The 15,814-nt window shown below is 40.1% G+C and carries 16 protein-coding genes and 4 tRNA genes; 12 read left to right on the top strand and 8 right to left on the bottom strand.

Going from position 1 to position 15,814, the window contains the following annotated elements; translation table 11 throughout:
- Nucleotides 1-34 precede the first annotated feature (34 nt).
- The 3 genes from DW036_RS17950 (at nt 35) to DW036_RS17940 (ending at nt 320) form a co-directional block, all read left to right on the top strand.
- A tRNA-Gly gene (locus tag DW036_RS17950) sits at nt 35-107 on the top strand.
- 27 nt (nt 108-134) lie between these two features.
- Nucleotides 135-216, top strand: a tRNA-Leu gene (locus tag DW036_RS17945).
- Between the two features lie 31 nt (nt 217-247).
- Nucleotides 248-320: transfer RNA gene (locus DW036_RS17940), tRNA-Gly, on the top strand.
- Between the two features lie 85 nt (nt 321-405).
- Here the strand turns inward: DW036_RS17940 and DW036_RS17935 are convergent.
- Both DW036_RS17935 and yihA read right to left on the bottom strand, forming a co-directional pair.
- Nucleotides 406-1,008 (bottom strand): DUF4923 family protein, encoded by a 603-nt coding sequence (locus tag DW036_RS17935; protein ID WP_118465609.1) that lies wholly within the window; start codon nt 1,006-1,008, stop codon nt 406-408.
- Nucleotides 1,009-1,020: 12 nt separating this feature from the next.
- Nucleotides 1,021-1,626, bottom strand: a complete 606-nt coding sequence (gene yihA / locus DW036_RS17930; protein WP_118465608.1) for a ribosome biogenesis GTP-binding protein YihA/YsxC — start codon at nt 1,624-1,626, stop codon at nt 1,021-1,023.
- Between the two features lie 373 nt (nt 1,627-1,999).
- Between yihA and recR the strand changes: the two genes are divergently transcribed.
- From recR to DW036_RS17910, 4 genes are read left to right on the top strand one after another with little or no spacing between them, the layout of a single operon-like run.
- Nucleotides 2,000-2,617, top strand: a complete 618-nt coding sequence (gene recR, locus DW036_RS17925; RefSeq protein ID WP_118465607.1) for a recombination mediator RecR — start codon at nt 2,000-2,002, stop codon at nt 2,615-2,617.
- 26 nt (nt 2,618-2,643) lie between these two features.
- The gene (locus DW036_RS17920; RefSeq protein ID WP_118465606.1) at nt 2,644-3,102 is read left to right on the top strand and encodes a hypothetical protein; all 459 of its coding nucleotides are present in this window, start codon (nt 2,644-2,646) and stop codon (nt 3,100-3,102) included.
- Complete coding sequence (locus tag DW036_RS17915) at nt 3,099-4,307, top strand: glycosyltransferase family 2 protein (RefSeq protein ID WP_118465605.1); 1,209 nt, start codon at nt 3,099-3,101, stop codon at nt 4,305-4,307. The genes DW036_RS17920 and DW036_RS17915 overlap by 4 nt, the downstream gene beginning before the upstream one ends.
- A complete protein-coding gene (locus tag DW036_RS17910) occupies nt 4,308-4,841 on the top strand; it encodes a GNAT family N-acetyltransferase (protein WP_118465604.1) in 534 nt (177 codons plus the stop codon).
- Here the strand turns inward: DW036_RS17910 and DW036_RS17905 are convergent.
- Nucleotides 4,838-5,431: a YqgE/AlgH family protein gene (locus tag DW036_RS17905; protein WP_118465796.1), complete on the bottom strand. Its 594-nt coding sequence runs from the start codon at nt 5,429-5,431 to the stop codon at nt 4,838-4,840. The two genes, DW036_RS17910 and DW036_RS17905, sit on opposite strands and share 4 nt — an antisense overlap.
- Before the next feature lie 145 nt (nt 5,432-5,576).
- On the opposite strand from DW036_RS17905, the gene DW036_RS17900 reads away from it, so the two are divergent.
- Nucleotides 5,577-8,684, top strand: a complete 3,108-nt coding sequence (locus DW036_RS17900) for a SusC/RagA family TonB-linked outer membrane protein (protein WP_187374633.1) — start codon at nt 5,577-5,579, stop codon at nt 8,682-8,684.
- Between the two features lie 20 nt (nt 8,685-8,704).
- The gene (locus DW036_RS17895; RefSeq protein ID WP_118465794.1) at nt 8,705-10,285 is read left to right on the top strand and encodes a SusD/RagB family nutrient-binding outer membrane lipoprotein; all 1,581 of its coding nucleotides are present in this window, start codon (nt 8,705-8,707) and stop codon (nt 10,283-10,285) included.
- Nucleotides 10,286-10,304: 19 nt separating this feature from the next.
- Here the strand turns inward: DW036_RS17895 and DW036_RS17890 are convergent, their stop codons facing one another.
- The gene (locus DW036_RS17890) at nt 10,305-11,621 is read right to left on the bottom strand and encodes a pyridoxal phosphate-dependent aminotransferase (RefSeq protein WP_118465603.1); all 1,317 of its coding nucleotides are present in this window, start codon (nt 11,619-11,621) and stop codon (nt 10,305-10,307) included.
- Nucleotides 11,622-11,816: 195 nt separating this feature from the next.
- Here DW036_RS17890 and DW036_RS17885 point away from each other — a divergent pair.
- Both DW036_RS17885 and DW036_RS17880 read left to right on the top strand, forming a co-directional pair.
- Nucleotides 11,817-11,890, top strand: a tRNA-Asp gene (locus DW036_RS17885).
- A gap of 243 nt (nt 11,891-12,133) precedes the next feature.
- Nucleotides 12,134-13,363 (top strand): site-specific integrase, encoded by a 1,230-nt coding sequence (locus DW036_RS17880; protein ID WP_118465602.1) that lies wholly within the window; start codon nt 12,134-12,136, stop codon nt 13,361-13,363.
- 223 nt (nt 13,364-13,586) lie between these two features.
- On the opposite strand, the gene DW036_RS17875 is transcribed toward DW036_RS17880, so the two are convergent.
- The 4 genes from DW036_RS17875 to DW036_RS17860 are packed head-to-tail and all read right to left on the bottom strand — an operon-like array spanning nt 13,587 to nt 14,865.
- Nucleotides 13,587-13,880 (bottom strand): helix-turn-helix domain-containing protein, encoded by a 294-nt coding sequence (locus DW036_RS17875; protein WP_118465601.1) that lies wholly within the window; start codon nt 13,878-13,880, stop codon nt 13,587-13,589.
- Between the two features lie 58 nt (nt 13,881-13,938).
- A complete protein-coding gene (locus DW036_RS17870; RefSeq protein WP_118465600.1) occupies nt 13,939-14,241 on the bottom strand; it encodes a DUF3876 domain-containing protein in 303 nt (100 codons plus the stop codon).
- 10 nt (nt 14,242-14,251) lie between these two features.
- Nucleotides 14,252-14,569: a helix-turn-helix domain-containing protein gene (locus DW036_RS17865; RefSeq protein ID WP_118465599.1), complete on the bottom strand. Its 318-nt coding sequence runs from the start codon at nt 14,567-14,569 to the stop codon at nt 14,252-14,254.
- On the bottom strand, nt 14,566-14,865 hold the full coding sequence (locus tag DW036_RS17860; protein ID WP_118465598.1) for a DUF3408 domain-containing protein: 300 nt from the start codon (nt 14,863-14,865) through the stop codon (nt 14,566-14,568). The genes DW036_RS17865 and DW036_RS17860 overlap by 4 nt, the downstream gene beginning before the upstream one ends.
- Before the next feature lie 491 nt (nt 14,866-15,356).
- On the opposite strand from DW036_RS17860, the gene mobA reads away from it, so the two are divergent.
- Nucleotides 15,357-15,806: a conjugal transfer protein MobA gene (gene mobA / locus DW036_RS17855; RefSeq protein WP_118465597.1), complete on the top strand. Its 450-nt coding sequence runs from the start codon at nt 15,357-15,359 to the stop codon at nt 15,804-15,806.
- The last annotated feature ends 8 nt before the right edge of the window (nt 15,807-15,814 follow it).

Here is a 15,814-nt window from a genome sequence, read left to right as displayed (position 1 = left end):
TTTGGAGAAAATATCTACCTTTGCATCCGCAATCGCGGAAATAGCTCAGTTGGTAGAGCATAACCTTGCCAAGGTTAGGGTCGCGAGTTCGAGTCTCGTTTTCCGCTCAAGTGCATAGATTGCAATTACCTAATGCCCAGGTGGCGGAATTGGTAGACGCGCACGTTTCAGGTGCGTGTGTCGAGAGGCATGCAGGTTCGAGTCCTGTTCTGGGCACTAACTCTTTGTGAAAGGAGAGTCATCTAATGCGGAAATAGCTCAGTTGGTAGAGCATAACCTTGCCAAGGTTAGGGTCGCGAGTTCGAGTCTCGTTTTCCGCTCAATTCTCATAATAATCTAAGAAATTAATAATTAAAAAGCCCCGTAAACAGTAAGTTTACGGGGCTTTTTAATTTCCGTATATTGTTATTCTTTCTTTTCGAGTGAGAATCCTAACATCATGCCATCGTAGCTGTTTGCCAGAGAGCTGATTGTTTTTAATGTTGCACTACTACTTTTGCTGGAAAGGAAAGTAATAAGCTTTAAAAGTTTATCAGATTCGAACAGCAAATCCATATTGCTTGATGTGCAATTGACTTTGGCATTCATATTTATCAGTTTAACGAACTTCATGACTACATGTTTTTCGGTAGCATCATATGTATAGGTACCCTTCAAGGTTTTGGCTCCCAATTTGACGTTGAATGTACTGTCGGCCGCAAAGGTAAAACTCATTTGTCCGGGTTTGATGCCTACTTTACTTAATTGTTCGTTGAGTTTGGCTTCGGCTGTAGTAGCGGCTACTGTACCACCGGCTTTCATTAACAAATTATCTGATTCAAATTCGATGGCAGAACCGGTATAGGACCATGTTCCTGTCATATCAACGGTGTTTTTACCGGTAACGGCACTGACTACCTTTTCTACGTTTTCTTTATTGAATAAATCTTTTAGCGACTGTGCCTGACTATTGGCAGGCACCAGAAGTAAAGTGACAATAAATGTCACTGAAAATACACTCTTTTTCATATAACTATTACTTTATTTGGTATTCAATTCTTTATTGATACTCTCTATATAATCTAATAACTCTTTCTTGCCCATTCTGTTCTCAGAAGAGGTCACAAAATATGGGGGAAGTTCTTCCCATTGCTCTTTTAGTTTTTTCAGATACTGCTGAATATTACTGTTCAGCCTGCCTCCTTTCAGTTTATCGCCTTTGGTAAAGACGATGGAGAAGGGGATTCCATGTTCGCCCAACCATCCCATGAATTCGATGTCGATGACTTGTGGATCGAGCCGTGAGTCGATAAGCACAAAGAGATTTGTCATCTGTTCACGTTCCAGAATATAATCTTCAATGATGCGCTGTATCTGTGATTTTCCTTTTTGTCCACGTCTGGCGTAACCGTAACCAGGCAGATCGACTATATACCAACTTTTATTAATAAAGAAGTGGTTAATGAGCATTGTTTTTCCCGGAGTGGCGGAAGTCATGGCAAGTCCTTTACGCCCTGTCAACATATTGATAAGGCTGGATTTCCCAACGTTGGAGCGTCCGATAAAGGCATATTCAGGGAATATTCCAGGGGGGCATTTTTTAACGTCTGTATTACTAATAATGAATTCGGCGCTTGTAATCTCCATTTTTCTTGTCAATTTTAGAAAGTTTCTTACTCTTTTTATCTGTATGGAGAATCTTTTAACAAAAATCTCCCATTGTTTTAAAAATATAGCGGACGTCTTTTAAAACATTACCTTCGTTTTCTTAGAACTTTATACCTTATTCAAGGAGCCACTTGTGAGTCGTAGTACGTAAATACTTACACTTCTTGCCGGCTGTTTCTCTTTTTCTACGTGTGCAAAGGTAGCACTTATTTCAAAATTTCGTGTTCAGAATGCAGAATTCTAATTATCTTTTGAGAAGATAAGCTGCATTTTAGCAGAACTTTTTCATGCTTGCATGAAAGTTCTGCACCCAATTTGCATTATCTTTGCAAACAATAGTTGATTTTTAAGTATGAATGGACAATTTTCCTCGATATTATTGGAGAAGGCAGTGAGTGAATTTGCCAAGCTGCCCGGAGTGGGACGAAAGACGGCTATGCGCCTGGTGTTGCATCTTTTGCGACAGGATACGGCAGTAGTGGAGGCTTTTGGTAACGCTATTGTTACGCTGAAGCACGAAGTGAAATATTGTAAAGTCTGCCACAATATATCGGATACTGAGACTTGCCGTATCTGTGCTAATCCACAGCGGGATGATTCTATTGTGTGCGTTGTGGAAAATATCCGTGATGTCATGGCAGTGGAAGCTACGCAGCAATTCCGTGGGCTTTACCATGTGTTGGGTGGCGTCATTTCACCCATGGATGGGGTGGGGCCAGGCGATTTACAAATAGATAGTCTTGTGCAGCGTGTATCTGCAGGTGGAATAAAGGAAGTTATCCTGGCACTTAGTACTACAATGGAGGGTGATACAACCAATTTTTATATTTACCGTAAATTGGAGAAACTGGGTGTGAAGTTGAGTGTCATAGCTCGTGGTATTTCTGTTGGTGACGAACTGGAATATGCTGATGAGGTGACATTGGGACGTAGTATTGTGAATCGAACTCCTTTTTCCGGAACAAATTGAATTATTAGTTATTAAGTTATTAGTGCATGGAAGATCAGATAAAACACGTGGCAGTTCGTTTAAAAGTTATATTTGTAAGCTTTTGGTTGCTGCCGATTCTGTTAATTATAGTAGGTGAAACAGGTGGGGAATGGGTAGGCATGTATGCTGCTGATGTACGTACTACTTATTTTGCTGAAACATTGGTTATTTTGCTGGCGGCTATTTGTGTGCCTGTATCCTTAAAATTATTTGCATGGGTGCTTACGCGCAAGATCGACAAGGTTAGTTTGCCCGAAGCCTTGTATTTGTATTCTTTCTGGAGCAAAATTCGTATCGTACTTTTAATGTTACCGGTGTTGGTGGGCTTTGCCGTTTATTATCTCATGTTGAGTAATAAAGGAATTCTTTGTGCTTTTATAGCTCTAACGGCTTCCTTGTTTTGTTTACCCGGTGAAGGACGCTTGCGTAAGGAATTGCATATTAATAAAGAGGAGGAAGCATGAAACTCTCCGTTGTCATAGTCAATTATAATGTTAAGTATTACCTGGAACAGTGTCTTTGTTCCTTATACAGGGCTATTGACAATCTTTCAGCCGAGATTCTGGTAGTGGATAATGCCTCTATGGACGGTTCTGAAGCATATATCACTGAGCGTTTTCCGAATATCACCTATATCTATAATAAAGAAAATCTGGGCTTTGCCCGTGCCAATAACCAAGCAATTTGTGAGTCGAAAGGGGAGTATGTGCTACTGCTGAATCCTGACACTGTATTGTCGGAACAGACATTGGAAGAGGCAATACTTTTTATGGATGCTCATCCTGAAGCCGGGGCTGCTGGTGTGAAAATGATAACGCATGACGGACGCTTTTTGAGGGAATCTAAACGTGGATATCCTACTTTGGCGGCAACTTTCGGTAAATTGTCCGGTTTGGGACGATTGTTTCCGCACTCTAAAAGTTTGGGTGGTTATTATTGTACTGCTTTGGATATGGATGGCGTTCATTGGGTGGAAGTGCTGGCGGGTGCATTTATGTTGCTTCGTCGTTCAGCATTAGATAAAACCGGATTACTGGATGAAGATTTCTTCATGTATGGTGAGGATATTGACCTGTCTTGCCGGATAGAAGAAGCAGGATATCAAAATTATTATTTGCCTTATCCAATATTGCATTATAAGGGAGAAAGCACATCGAAGGATACTTACCGTCATGTGCGTGTATTTTGTAAGGCAATGGATATTTTCTTTTGTAAACATGGCGAACGTTATGGTGTTATAGGGCGTTGGCTGGTGCGTGTGGGTATTCATCTGCAGATGTATGTTCGCTTGTTTGTACTTTTTGTGCAGCGTTTGTTTAGTTTTCCGGTAAAAGAGACGAAAATCTCTTTCCAGAAAGGACAACGTTTTCCTCGTTTTCTCATATTTGGCGAAGAAGCAACCATTCATAGCTTGCGCGTACTTTTAAAGCGTAACGGATTGGGTGGAAAGCATCACTTTGTCATAGCCAACGAAATGTCTGCTGTAGATGGTCATGGAAGTCCATTCATTTCACTGAAAGGTTTCACGCATGTAGTGTATGATTGTCGTGCCTTTTCTTTTTCAACTATTATTCGCTTGTTGTCCCATCATCGCAAAATGGGATTGAAACTTGGTATTTATAACCCGGAGAGCCGTGTACTGGTTACTCCTGATAAATGTTACATCTGAATGAAACACACCTATTTTATAAATGACCGTATTCGTCTTCGTGCTATGGAGCCGGAAGACTTGGAACTTATTTGTGAGATGGAAAATGATCCTCAACAGTGGGATATCAGTAACTTTACAGTACCCTATTCGCGTTATGTTATGAAGCAATACATGGAAAACTCACAGTGTGATATGTTTGCTGATAAGCAACTGCGTATGATGATTATGCGTCTTGAAGACGGTCTAACAATTGGTACGGTTGATATAACAGACTTTTCTCCTATGCACGCGCGTGGAGAAGTGGGTATCGTGATCAGGAAAGAGTTTCGTGGAGCAGGCTATGCAAAGGATGCATTAACATTGCTTTGCGAATATGCTTTTGACTTTCTGCGTATGCGACAATTATTCGTTCACATCGCTACAGATAATGAAGCAAGTATGCGCTTGTTCGCTTCATGTGGCTTTGTTTCTTGCGGATTGTTAAAAGATTGGCTATGTATCGAGGGATGTTTCAAAGATGTTGCATTATTACAGCGTATCCGGCATGATTAATTTAGTGTAGGAATTTGTGGAAAGCGTGACCATATTTCATACTTGCCTCCCAGCTGGCCCAATACATTTTTCCATAACTCTGCACTCCCTTTTTCATCCATAAGGGAGGCGATGCCTGTTGAACCTATCAGCCAAGTATTTTCTTCTATTTCTTGGCATAATTGATCATGTTCCCAACCGGAATAGCCCAGGAAGAAACGTATCTTTCCTTCGATATCGTTACCTTGTAAAATATAACGGCGGATGGCATCAAAGTCTCCATTCAGATAGACCCCTTTTCCTATTTGGAGCGAATCTTCCACATCTTTCAGGGTGTGAAGATAAAATAGAGTGTCAGTACTTAATGGACCGCCTTTATAGATAGGTATACTGCTTATATCTTTAAATTCTTTCAATACATCATTTAGGCGTAAAGGAAGTGGTTTGTTGAGTACTAACCCCATTGTACCATCTGTAGAGTGGTCTACCAGCAAAATAACAGAACGTCCGAACATCTCATCATAGAGGAACGGCTCAGATATTAGTACTTTTCCACGTGAGGGTATCACATGGTTGGTTTCTATTTTAAATATGTCTGCATTAGTGTCCATGCCCCTAATATACATACAAATCCTCGAAAAACAAATATTATTTCTCTTTTTTCACGAATTGATATAGCTTATATGTTATATAACAGGTTTTAATTGAAAAAGAAATTGGTTACATTTGCAGATTGTTATTTCTTTATTGCAAATTATGAAACTTACTATCTATAGTTATATCTGTTTTTTATTTTTTAGTTATTTTTTTTTATACAGTAGTTCTTGTTATGCTTTTGTTGTAAACGATTTGGAGAGTCGTTTGATTGTAGTCTCGGCGCAAAAAACTGTCACAGGATGCGTTGTAGACGAGGATGGTGTGCCCTTGGCGGGGTCTACAGTCTTAGAAATAGGTACTTCGAATGGTACGGTTACCAATATGGAGGGAAAGTTTGAATTGACTGTTGCAGACGATGCTATGTTGAGGTTTTCTTTTATGGGATATAAAACCCAGGAGATAAGTGTGGGCGGAAAGACTTTTCTGAATATAACAATGGTAGAGAATGCTGTAGAGCTGGATAAAATTGTTGTGACTGCATTAGGCATTGAGAAGAAAGAACATTCTCTTTCTTATGCCATGAGCCAAATAAAGAATGAAGAACTGACCAGGGTTAAAATGCCTAATTTAATAACATCATTGACAGGTAAAGCTGCTGGTGTGCAGATAAATCAGGTCTCATCAGGTTTGGGGGCTTCCGCGAAAGTGAGTATTCGTGGAATCCGTTCGGTGGCTGGTGAAAATCAACCTCTTTATGTAATTGACGGTGTTCCCATGCTGAACTCAAGTTCTGAGCAGGCTTTCAGTGCCATAGGAGGAACGGCTAATGCAGGGAATCGCGATGGTGGTGATGGTATCTCAAATTTAAATTCAGAAGATATTGAAAGTATAAGTATCCTGAAGGGCGCTCCCGCTGCTGCACTCTATGGAAGCCAAGCAGGTAATGGTGTGATTTTGATTACAACTAAGAAAGGTAAATCACAGGGACAGCGTAGTATTTCATTCTCTACCAGTCTTATGTTTGATAAAGCTGTTTCTTTGCCTGAGATGCAAAACCGTTATGGAGTCAGTGAAGTTATAGATAGTTGGGGTGAACGGCAAAATTTGCCAAAATATGATAATCTGAAAGATTTCTTTTCTACAGGAATGACGTCTATCACTTCGGTCTCTTTAAGTCATGGCAACGAAAAAATACAAAATTATTTCTCGTATGCTAATACTACCGGTAAAGGAATTATTGATAAAAACCGTTTGTCGAAACATAATCTTACATTCAGAGAAACTTCTACTTTGTTTAATGATCGTCTGAAGTTAGATGGTAGTGTAAACCTGATGCGGCAAGTTACTAAGAATAAACCGACGGTGGGCGGATTTTATATGAATCCGTTAGTCGGTCTTTATCGCTTTCCTCGTGGGGAAGATATGACATATTACAAGGATAATTTCGAAATATATGATGAGAGTAGAAATTTGAATATACAAAACTGGCATACCTCTTATGATGACTTTGAACAAAATCCTTATTGGATTGTGAATCGTATACAAAGTAAAGAAGTACGCTTGCATGCTATAGTATCCTTATCGGCAAGTTTCAAAGTGAATGATTGGCTGACAGTACAGGCTCGTGGTAATGTTGATTGTATCAATGACAAGCTTCGTCAAAAATTCTATGCTTCCACAGCTCCGGCTTTAGCAGGTACGAACGGACGTTACATAGAAATGGATTATCAGGATATCCAGTTTTATGGTGACCTGATGCTTATGATGAAGAAGCAATGGGGTGACTTCTCTGTGAACGGCGCGCTGGGTACGAGTATCAATGACAAAACCACCAATTCTACTCGTTATGACTCTAAGACTGCTTCATTATATTATGCCAATGTTTTCAATCTGGCAAATATAATAATGAATGGTTCTGCTGCCCTTGATCAGAAGATAGATGCCCGCCGTCAGCTACAATCCTTGTTTGCCACTGCCCAGGTGGGATACAAAGAAAGTGCTTATATTGATTTGAGTGCCCGTAATGACTGGGCATCCACTCTTTCACATACCAAACATGAAAAACGGGGATATCTTTATCCTTCTATCGGAACATCGCTGATCTTGAGTCGCTTGTTTACATTGCCGGAATGGGTGTCATACGCTAAGGTACGTGGAGCTTATAGTATGGTAGGTAATGATATTCCTCCATTCATGACATATTCTCTGTCTCATATAACTGCCGGTGGTGAGTATTTGGCAAATGATGCAGCTCCTTTTAAAGAGATGGAACCGGAAATGAATTATTCGTGGGAGGCTGGTGCTGAGGCGCGTTTTTTGAATAGTCGCATTGGTTTTAATCTTACTTTTTATAAAACGAATACTCGCAACCAATTCTTTAAATTACCTACATTGGCGGGTGATAAGTATGCTTATCGATATGTGAATGCTGGTAATATTCTGAACCGTGGCTGGGAAATTGCATTGGATGCAACACCAGTGTTGACGAAAGATTTCATGTGGAGTACCACTCTTAATTTTGCAACTAATAAGAATAAGATTGTCGCTTTGCATGAAGAATTGAAAGAGTTTGTTTACGGACCTACCAGTTTTTCTTCCAGTTATGCTATGAAGTTGGTGAAAGGTGGTTCTATCGGTGATATTTATGGAAAGGCTTTTGTTCGGGATGCTTCAGGTAATATTGTATATGAGACAGAAGGAAGTAATGCCGGATTACCTAAAATAGAAGGTGACGGGAATACGGTAAAGGTAGGTAACTCTAATCCGAAGTTCCAGATGGGATGGAATCATACACTTTCTTATAAAGACATCTCGCTTTATTTCCTAGTAGATTGCCGTTGTGGAGGGAAAGTACTTTCACAAACGCAGGCGGATATGGACTTGTATGGTGTATCGGAAGTTACAGCGCAAGCTCGTGATGAAGGCTATGTAATGCTTGAAGGACATCAGATAGATAACGTAAAGGGATTTTATAAGATAGTTGGTGGACGTGCGGGAACAACGGAATATTATATGTATGATGCTACAAATATCCGGTTGAGAGAGCTTTCGTTATCATATCAGTTACCTGCCTCCTGGATGGAGAAATCTAAGGTTTTGAAGAAAGTACAACTGTCATTTATAGCCCGTAATTTGTTCTTCTTTTATAAGAAGGCTCCTTTTGATCCTGATTTGGTATTGTCTACCGGCAATGACAATCAAGGTATTGATGTGTATGGAATGCCTACGACACGTAGTTGGGGCTTTTCATTGAAGTGTGAATTTTAATGGATGAGGAGAAAAGTGGAATGAAAAGATATAGTTGGATATTCGGGGGGCTACTATTATTAGCTTCGTGTACAGGTGACTTTAAAGACATTAATACGGATTTATCCGGGGTGACGGATGAAGATTTGCAGATTGATTACAATGAACATGGTATTCGTCTAGGCATTATCCAGCAAGGTATTTATTTTAATTATGATTATGGAAAAGGTAAGAACTGGCCTTTTCAATTGACACAGAATCTGAATGCCGATATGTTCAGTGGATATATGCATGATGGTAAACCGCTGAATGGAGGAAGTCATAATTCGGACTATAATTTGCAGGATGGTTGGAATAGTGCTATGTGGGGACATACTTATTCGTATATTCTTCCGCAGATATACCAATCGGAAAATGCAACTCGTGACAATCATTCCGGCTTTTTCGGAATAACAAAGATTCTGAAAGTTGAAGTGATGCACCGGGTTACGGATTATTATGGTCCTATTGTGTATACACATTTTGCCGATCCTGATGCAGGATATGCACCCGATACACAGGAAGCTGTTTACAAAGAATTCTTTTGTGAGTTAGATACGGCTGTGACAGTTCTTGCCGATTTTGTTGAGTCGAATCCGGAAGCTGCTGAGTTCTCCCGTTTTGATATATTGATGGATGGTAAATATACTTCGTGGATTAAGTTTGCCAATTCATTGAGAATGAGACTTGCCATGCGTATTGCATTGGCGGATAAGGAAAAATCACGTTCAGAGTTTCTCAAAGCATTTAATAATGAATATGGAGTGTTGGAAACGGAAAATGAACTGGTAGCTGTCTCAACTCAGAGTGGATATACCAATCCGCTGGGTGAACTTAATCTGGTGTGGAATGAAACTTATATGAGTGCTCCTATGGAATCTATTATGAACGGTTACGAAGATCCCCGGAAAGCTGTTTATTTTGCTACTTGTCAGGATAAGGCATATACGGGACAATATCGTGGTATCCGGCAGGGGACTTGTTTCTCTCATACTTCTTATCTTGGTTTATCTAAATTGCAAGCCACTCAAAAGACAGATGCTATTCTTATGACTGCAGCTGAGGTTTGGTTCTTACGAGCAGAAGCTGCTTTACGGGACTGGACAAGTGAAAATGCCGGTACCTGTTACGAGAGAGGGGTTACTGCATCTTTGCGTCAACATGGTATATCGCAAACAGCAGATTATTTGAATAGTGATAAATTGGCTGCTGATTTTGTGGATACATATGATACTGAAAATAATATAAAGGCACGTTGTACAGTGTCTCCAAAGTGGATTGAAACAGCTGGCCGGGATATAAAATTAGAAAAGATTATGACTCAGAAGTGGTTAGCGATGTTTCCGGAAGGATGTGAAGCTTGGGCGGAACAGCGTAGAACAGGATACCCACGTCTTTTCCCTGTACGCTTCAACCACAGTAAGGACGGTTGCGTCGATACGGAAATCATGATACGTCGGTTAAATTTTCCCGGAGGTTTACAAACGGAGAATCCGGAGCAGTATCGTGCATTAGTCAATGCTTTGGGTGGGGATGATAATGCCGGTACCCGTTTGTGGTGGGATACCGGCACTAACTGGTAAATTTATTCTTTCTATTTACTTATTTCACCGGATGGTTTTCTGCAAAGATTGCCATCCGTTCTTCTAATTGCGCGTATTGATGATCCTGAATGAAAGAAGTACAAGCGCGTAAACCTTCCTGGTGGCTACCTGTTGTAATCAGTGATATGGCACTGACACCATAATACATCAATTCTTTAGCAAGTTCTCCACTGGTCATACCCGGATAGCCAATGGTAAAGTAGAAACCATCGGCAACAGGATTACCCAAATCATTGTCATATACCAAATGGAAACCATGACGAAGGAAAATTTCTTTTAATTTGTGTGCACGTTCACCATATATCTTTACCTCATCAAGGAAGTTGTATTGCCTTTCGTTAGCAGCTTTCAACATGGCAGCAAGTGCGTATTGTGCAGAGTGGCTGGTACCTGAAGAAAGAGCATAAAGTACCCGATGAATGAATACTGTACCAAATGTGCCACCTCCGTATCGCTTGGTGAGTCCAGGGTAGGAGCGATGGTACAATTTGTTTGAGATGCAGCTTACTCCGATGCGTTGTCCGGCATAACTGAATGCTTTAGAGCCGGAAATAAGCAATACATAATTGTCTGTATAATGTGCCACTGACGGTTGATAAGGCGGTTGGAATGGTTTGCTCAAATCCTGGCGGAAGTCCATTGCAAAGTAAGCCAGATCTTCCAGGACAATTACATCATACTTCGTGGCAAGTTCTCCGATAATACGCAGTTCTTCTTCCTTTAAACATATCCAACTGGGATTGTTAGGGTTTGAGTAAACAATAGCAGAAATATTGCCTTTCTCAAGATAGCTTTCCAGCTTTTCTTTTAGTTTGTCACCACGGAAGTCATATACATCAAAGGTTTCAAACTTTTGTCCCATGACCACCAACTGTTGTTTTTGCACAGGAAATCCCGGGTCGATAAACAATATCGTATCTTTCTTTTCATCACATTGACTGCAAGTAAGAAATGAGGCAAAAGTTCCTTGCATAGAACCGGTAACTGGTACACACCCTTCGGGCTTTAAATCTACATTAATGAAAGCTTTGATAAAACGTGAAGCTTCTTCTTTCAGGGCAGGTAATCCATTGATGTCGGGGTAGAGACTGGCAATTCCTTTCTGTAGTGCTTCGATTTCAGCTTTCACACCTACTGCCGAAGGAGGCAGACCCGGTACACCCATTTCCATTTTTATGAATTCTATACCTGACTCAGCTTCTGCTTTGGCAGCAATTGCTTTTACTTCGCGGATAGTAGCCTTTCCAAAGTCGGCAATTTGAAATGCTTCGATGGTTTCGTCTATCAACTTACGTTCAATAGGAGTATTTCTCATGGTTTTTCTCGCTTTTGGTTCATTTTGATTTGTTATTCGATTTTTTTTCGTCAGACAAAGGTAATATAAATATCTTATAATCAAGCTTAGTTTAAAAAAGATGAAAAATATTTCTTCCAAGCTATTGCAGGTTTCAAAGAATTGTCTACCTTTGCAACCGCAATCGAGAGAGATAGCAATTAAAAATGAAATTATGGTGCGTTAGTTCAGTTGGTTAGAATACATGCCTGTCACGCATGGGGTCACGGGTTCGAGTCCCGTACGCACCGCGAAAGCAAATAGCAAAAGAAAGCAAAGCTCTGAAATTCAAGGATTTCAGAGCTTTTTCTTTTGCTCTGCTTCGGCAAAAAATAGCAGTTTTAGGCAGTTCTCACGTGGCTTATTCGTGGGACTTTTTGAAAACAGTTTTTGCTCCCACGAATTGACGCATTTGTCTTTGATTGTCAGCTTTTTGCGTAGCTGGTTTTTGAGTGTAACAAACTAATTTTGCACCACTTAAAAAACAAAGAATTATGGGAGCAGTGAAAAGAAACACACTAAGCGTATTGTTCATCATCAAGAAAGCGAAACTTCTGAAAAACGGTGAAGCTCCTATTTGTATGCGCATCACCGTAAACAAGCGAGTAGCCGAAGTTATGATTAAACGGAGCATTCCCGTAGATTTATGGAATCAGAAAAAGGAATGTTCCAAAGGAAAAGACCGTGTAGCCACCGAACTGAACCACTATATAAATACGGTTCGTGCCAAAGTATTACAGATACACCGTGAACTGGAAATAGACAACAAGCCAATAACAGCCGATATAATAAAGGATTGTTTCTACGGACGGGACAAAGTACAACGTAGTTTATTGGAAGTTTATGCGGAGCATAACGAGAAATGCCGTGCCCTGATTGGTAAAGAATATACGGAAAGTACCGTCACCAAATATGATACTTCCATAAACCGCCTGAAAGAGTATATCCGCAGTTGTTACCACCGTGATGATATAATGCTGGCAGAACTGGACGGACAATTTATCCGTGATTTTGATTTTTGGCTGAAAACTGATAAGCATTGCCAAAACAACTCTGCATTGAAACATTTGAAGAACTTGAAAAAGGTTGTCCGCATTGCTTTGGCTAACGACTGGATAAAGAAAGACCCGTTTTACGGCATCCACTTCAAGCAGGAGGAAGTAAATGTTGAGTTCCTTTCACGTGAGGAACTGGATATTCTGATGAACAAGGAATTTGCTATCAAACGTTTGGAGCAGGTAAGAGATATTTTTGTCTTTTGCTGTTTCACTGCACTTGCTTTTGTTGATGTACAGCAATTAAGTCGTGAACACTTGATAAAAGACAATAACGGTGCTTTGTGGATACGCAAGGCACGGCAGAAAACCAATCAGATGTGCAATATCCCCGTTTTATCCATTCCTCAAAGGATATTGAGGAAATATCAAGATAATGCAGAGTGTATAAAGAAAGGTGTGCTTTTACCTGTAATCAGTAATCAGCGCATGAATGCCTACTTAAAAGAAATCGCTGATTTATGCGGCATTACCAAGCGCCTAACTACTCATGTTGCAAGACATACTGCGGCTACCGTTGTTTTTCTCGCCAATGATGTATCAATGGAAAATGTATCTAAAATTTTGGGGCATTCCAATATCAGAATGACACAACATTATGCAAAAGTTTTGGATAGCTCTATTATGCGTGATATGGCAAATGTAGAAAGAAATTTTCTAAAAGGGTGAGAATGTACTTTTTCCGAAGCTGAATAAAACATTAACAAAGGTAAGCTCCGTATTCCGTCCGTTCAAGCCCAAGCCCTAAAGGGTTTGAAAGAAAATCTCCACGCCTGCGCTACGCTCCGGGTAGTATTTTCTTCCAAAGGCTTGCACAGACGGACTACTACACTGATAGAGTTAATGTTCTTAGTCAATTTCAGAAAAAAATGTGTTTTTTAAGGGTAGCAGATTATTCCTGCCGTTCCTTGTTGTAGTAGGTCTGCAAAAGCCGTTCTATATCGCTTTGACGGTAGATTATTTTGCCTTTTATCTGAATGTATGGGATAATGCCCGTAACTCTCCATTCTTGCAGCGTGCGGATGCTTACTTTCAAATATTTGGATGCTTCCCGGTTGCTTAGAAACTTTTCACCGTTCAAATGCGGTCTGCTTTCCTTTGCCAGTCGGCTGATACCGTCTAACATTCTATCCATAGACTGAAAGAAATCCTTAATTATCCCACTATTGCCGTTTATCAGTTCCATCTTGTTATATCGTTTTATTGATTTATAATTGGTTTGAATGATTGACATATTTCACCTGTCAGTTACGCAAATACTCGCCATAATAAGAAATGGAAAGGCTGTCTTTTACCTCGTCATAGCCGATATAAAGCCGTTTAAAGGCTGAAACGATGAAGTAACGGCTATCTTCCTTTTGTATCTCGTAAGTGGCAGGTTGCGCCTGTCCGTTATCCGAAACATGGAGCATCGAAAGGAGATACTTCTTCTTGCTTTGGTATATCATCACCGTAGGATGGAGATTAAAACTTTCCCATGTACCGACAATAGCCGGTAGGGTGAAAAATTGGTTTGTTTCTGAATTGACATCTTGTTTTCTTTTCATAAGGCGATATTTATTTGTTGGTTGGTATATAGTTGTTTTCCTTTCCTGAAACTTGGTTTATCGTACATTCTGCAACCAGTTTTTCAATATCGGCAGATTTGTAGTACAGTTTATTACCGATTTGGGAGTAGCCCAATTTACCACTGTCCCGATAGTTCTGTAAACTTCGGATGCTGATACCGAGCAGGGCACACACTTCACGACCTGACAACCATTTCTCCGGCTGACGGGTATTTTCTCTGCAAATCCGTTCCACCTGACTGACGAAACCGGAGAACCGCCCGCACACCTGTTTAAAGGTCTGTTCCTCAATAGTTACGATATTCATACGTCTTTCTCTTTTGGCTGGTTGAAGATTCCTTTCTGCATTTCTTCCCGGTAGAGAACTGAAAGAACATCATTGTGCGTACTTAAATGTTCTTCCAGTACGTTATCAATGAAATTTCCGATGCTTACTTGTTTGCCCGTAATCACGCCTACAATCTGCATGATATGTTTCTGTATCTCTCCACTTATGTACACGCTTTGACGGTTGCAAACCGTCCGCTTTTTAAGGAACACCGATTTATAGCTTTCCAGTTCCTTACTTGCTATTTCCTGTAATGATTGTTTTACTTCTGCCATGCCTTCAAATTTTAATGGTTTATAAATAGGTTGATTAATTTCTGATACTGATTGAAAGGGAACAAGCCGATTTTATAGCAGTATTGCTATACTTCTAAACGGTTCTCAAATATGGTTTAAAGCCATATTCAAACTTTGTTTGACTGCCTTATATATTGCTACCATTCAATCAATTTTCAGCAAAGAAAAGGGTAAAAACAAATGCTTTTAAAAATGGGGTTACTTTGTCCGTTTATGTCCCAATTTGGCGTAATAGGGCATATTTCAGAGGTAAATTGCTGTCTGTAATTTTGTAACCGACAAACAGACATAGGAGGAAGCCAAATCGCTTGCTTTTGTAATCTGACCATAGGGAAGATTTTTGTTATCACATGATAACAGCAAGTTGTGTTTTGAGGCCCGCACTTCGTTTTTTGTGCCTCAAAACCTTGCCACCTTAAAAGGTGGTTGGTTTTACTCCGAAGTCGTAAAACCAGTAAATAATTATAATTATGGAACAGAAAAAGAAGTCATTTAACAAAGGTGGGCGCAAGCCTAAACTTGACCCACGAACACACCGTTATTCCCTGAATTTGGACGATGTGGAGAACGCCAAGTTCTTAGCCTTTTACGACCAGTCAGGCTACAAGGTAAAAGCGCATTTCATTAAGAACTGTATTTTCGGGAAGTCGTTTAAGGTGCTTAGGATTGATAAAAGCAAGGTTGATTATTACATTCAACTCTCCCAGTTATTCAGTCAGTTCAGGAGTATCAGCAATAACTATAATCAGGTAGTGAAAGAGCTTCATTCCAATTTTGCGGAGAAGAAAGCACTTACTTTGCTTTACAAACTGGAACAATACACTGTTGAACTGGTAAAGACGAACCAACAGATTATTGCGCTTACCAAACAGTTTGAAGCATCTTATAGGGAAGAGGGAACAATATCAGCAGGGAAGTAAATACAGAC

The organism is Bacteroides sp. AF39-11AC (assembly GCF_003474285.1).
GTDB lineage: Bacteria > Bacteroidota > Bacteroidia > Bacteroidales > Bacteroidaceae > Bacteroides.
This window is presented reverse-complemented; position numbering and strand designations above follow the sequence as displayed.

What these genes read in the sequence shown, in the direction of transcription:
- DW036_RS17935 (WP_118465609.1), bottom strand. Translation starts at nt 1,008, where the DNA reads ATGAAAAAGAGTGTATTTTCAGTGACATTTATTGTCACTTTACTTCTG.
- yihA (WP_118465608.1), bottom strand. Translation starts at nt 1,626, where the DNA reads ATGGAGATTACAAGCGCCGAATTCATTATTAGTAATACAGACGTTAAA.
- recR (WP_118465607.1), top strand. Translation starts at nt 2,000, where the DNA reads ATGAATGGACAATTTTCCTCGATATTATTGGAGAAGGCAGTGAGTGAA.
- DW036_RS17920 (WP_118465606.1), top strand. Translation starts at nt 2,644, where the DNA reads ATGGAAGATCAGATAAAACACGTGGCAGTTCGTTTAAAAGTTATATTT.
- DW036_RS17915 (WP_118465605.1), top strand. Translation starts at nt 3,099, where the DNA reads ATGAAACTCTCCGTTGTCATAGTCAATTATAATGTTAAGTATTACCTG.
- DW036_RS17910 (WP_118465604.1), top strand. Translation starts at nt 4,308, where the DNA reads ATGAAACACACCTATTTTATAAATGACCGTATTCGTCTTCGTGCTATG.
- DW036_RS17905 (WP_118465796.1), bottom strand. Translation starts at nt 5,431, where the DNA reads ATGGACACTAATGCAGACATATTTAAAATAGAAACCAACCATGTGATA.
- DW036_RS17900 (WP_187374633.1), top strand. Translation starts at nt 5,577, where the DNA reads ATGAAACTTACTATCTATAGTTATATCTGTTTTTTATTTTTTAGTTAT.
- DW036_RS17895 (WP_118465794.1), top strand. Translation starts at nt 8,705, where the DNA reads ATGAAAAGATATAGTTGGATATTCGGGGGGCTACTATTATTAGCTTCG.
- DW036_RS17890 (WP_118465603.1), bottom strand. Translation starts at nt 11,621, where the DNA reads ATGAGAAATACTCCTATTGAACGTAAGTTGATAGACGAAACCATCGAA.
- DW036_RS17880 (WP_118465602.1), top strand. Translation starts at nt 12,134, where the DNA reads ATGGGAGCAGTGAAAAGAAACACACTAAGCGTATTGTTCATCATCAAG.
- DW036_RS17875 (WP_118465601.1), bottom strand. Translation starts at nt 13,880, where the DNA reads ATGGAACTGATAAACGGCAATAGTGGGATAATTAAGGATTTCTTTCAG.
- DW036_RS17870 (WP_118465600.1), bottom strand. Translation starts at nt 14,241, where the DNA reads ATGAAAAGAAAACAAGATGTCAATTCAGAAACAAACCAATTTTTCACC.
- DW036_RS17865 (WP_118465599.1), bottom strand. Translation starts at nt 14,569, where the DNA reads ATGAATATCGTAACTATTGAGGAACAGACCTTTAAACAGGTGTGCGGG.
- DW036_RS17860 (WP_118465598.1), bottom strand. Translation starts at nt 14,865, where the DNA reads ATGGCAGAAGTAAAACAATCATTACAGGAAATAGCAAGTAAGGAACTG.
- mobA (WP_118465597.1), top strand. Translation starts at nt 15,357, where the DNA reads ATGGAACAGAAAAAGAAGTCATTTAACAAAGGTGGGCGCAAGCCTAAA.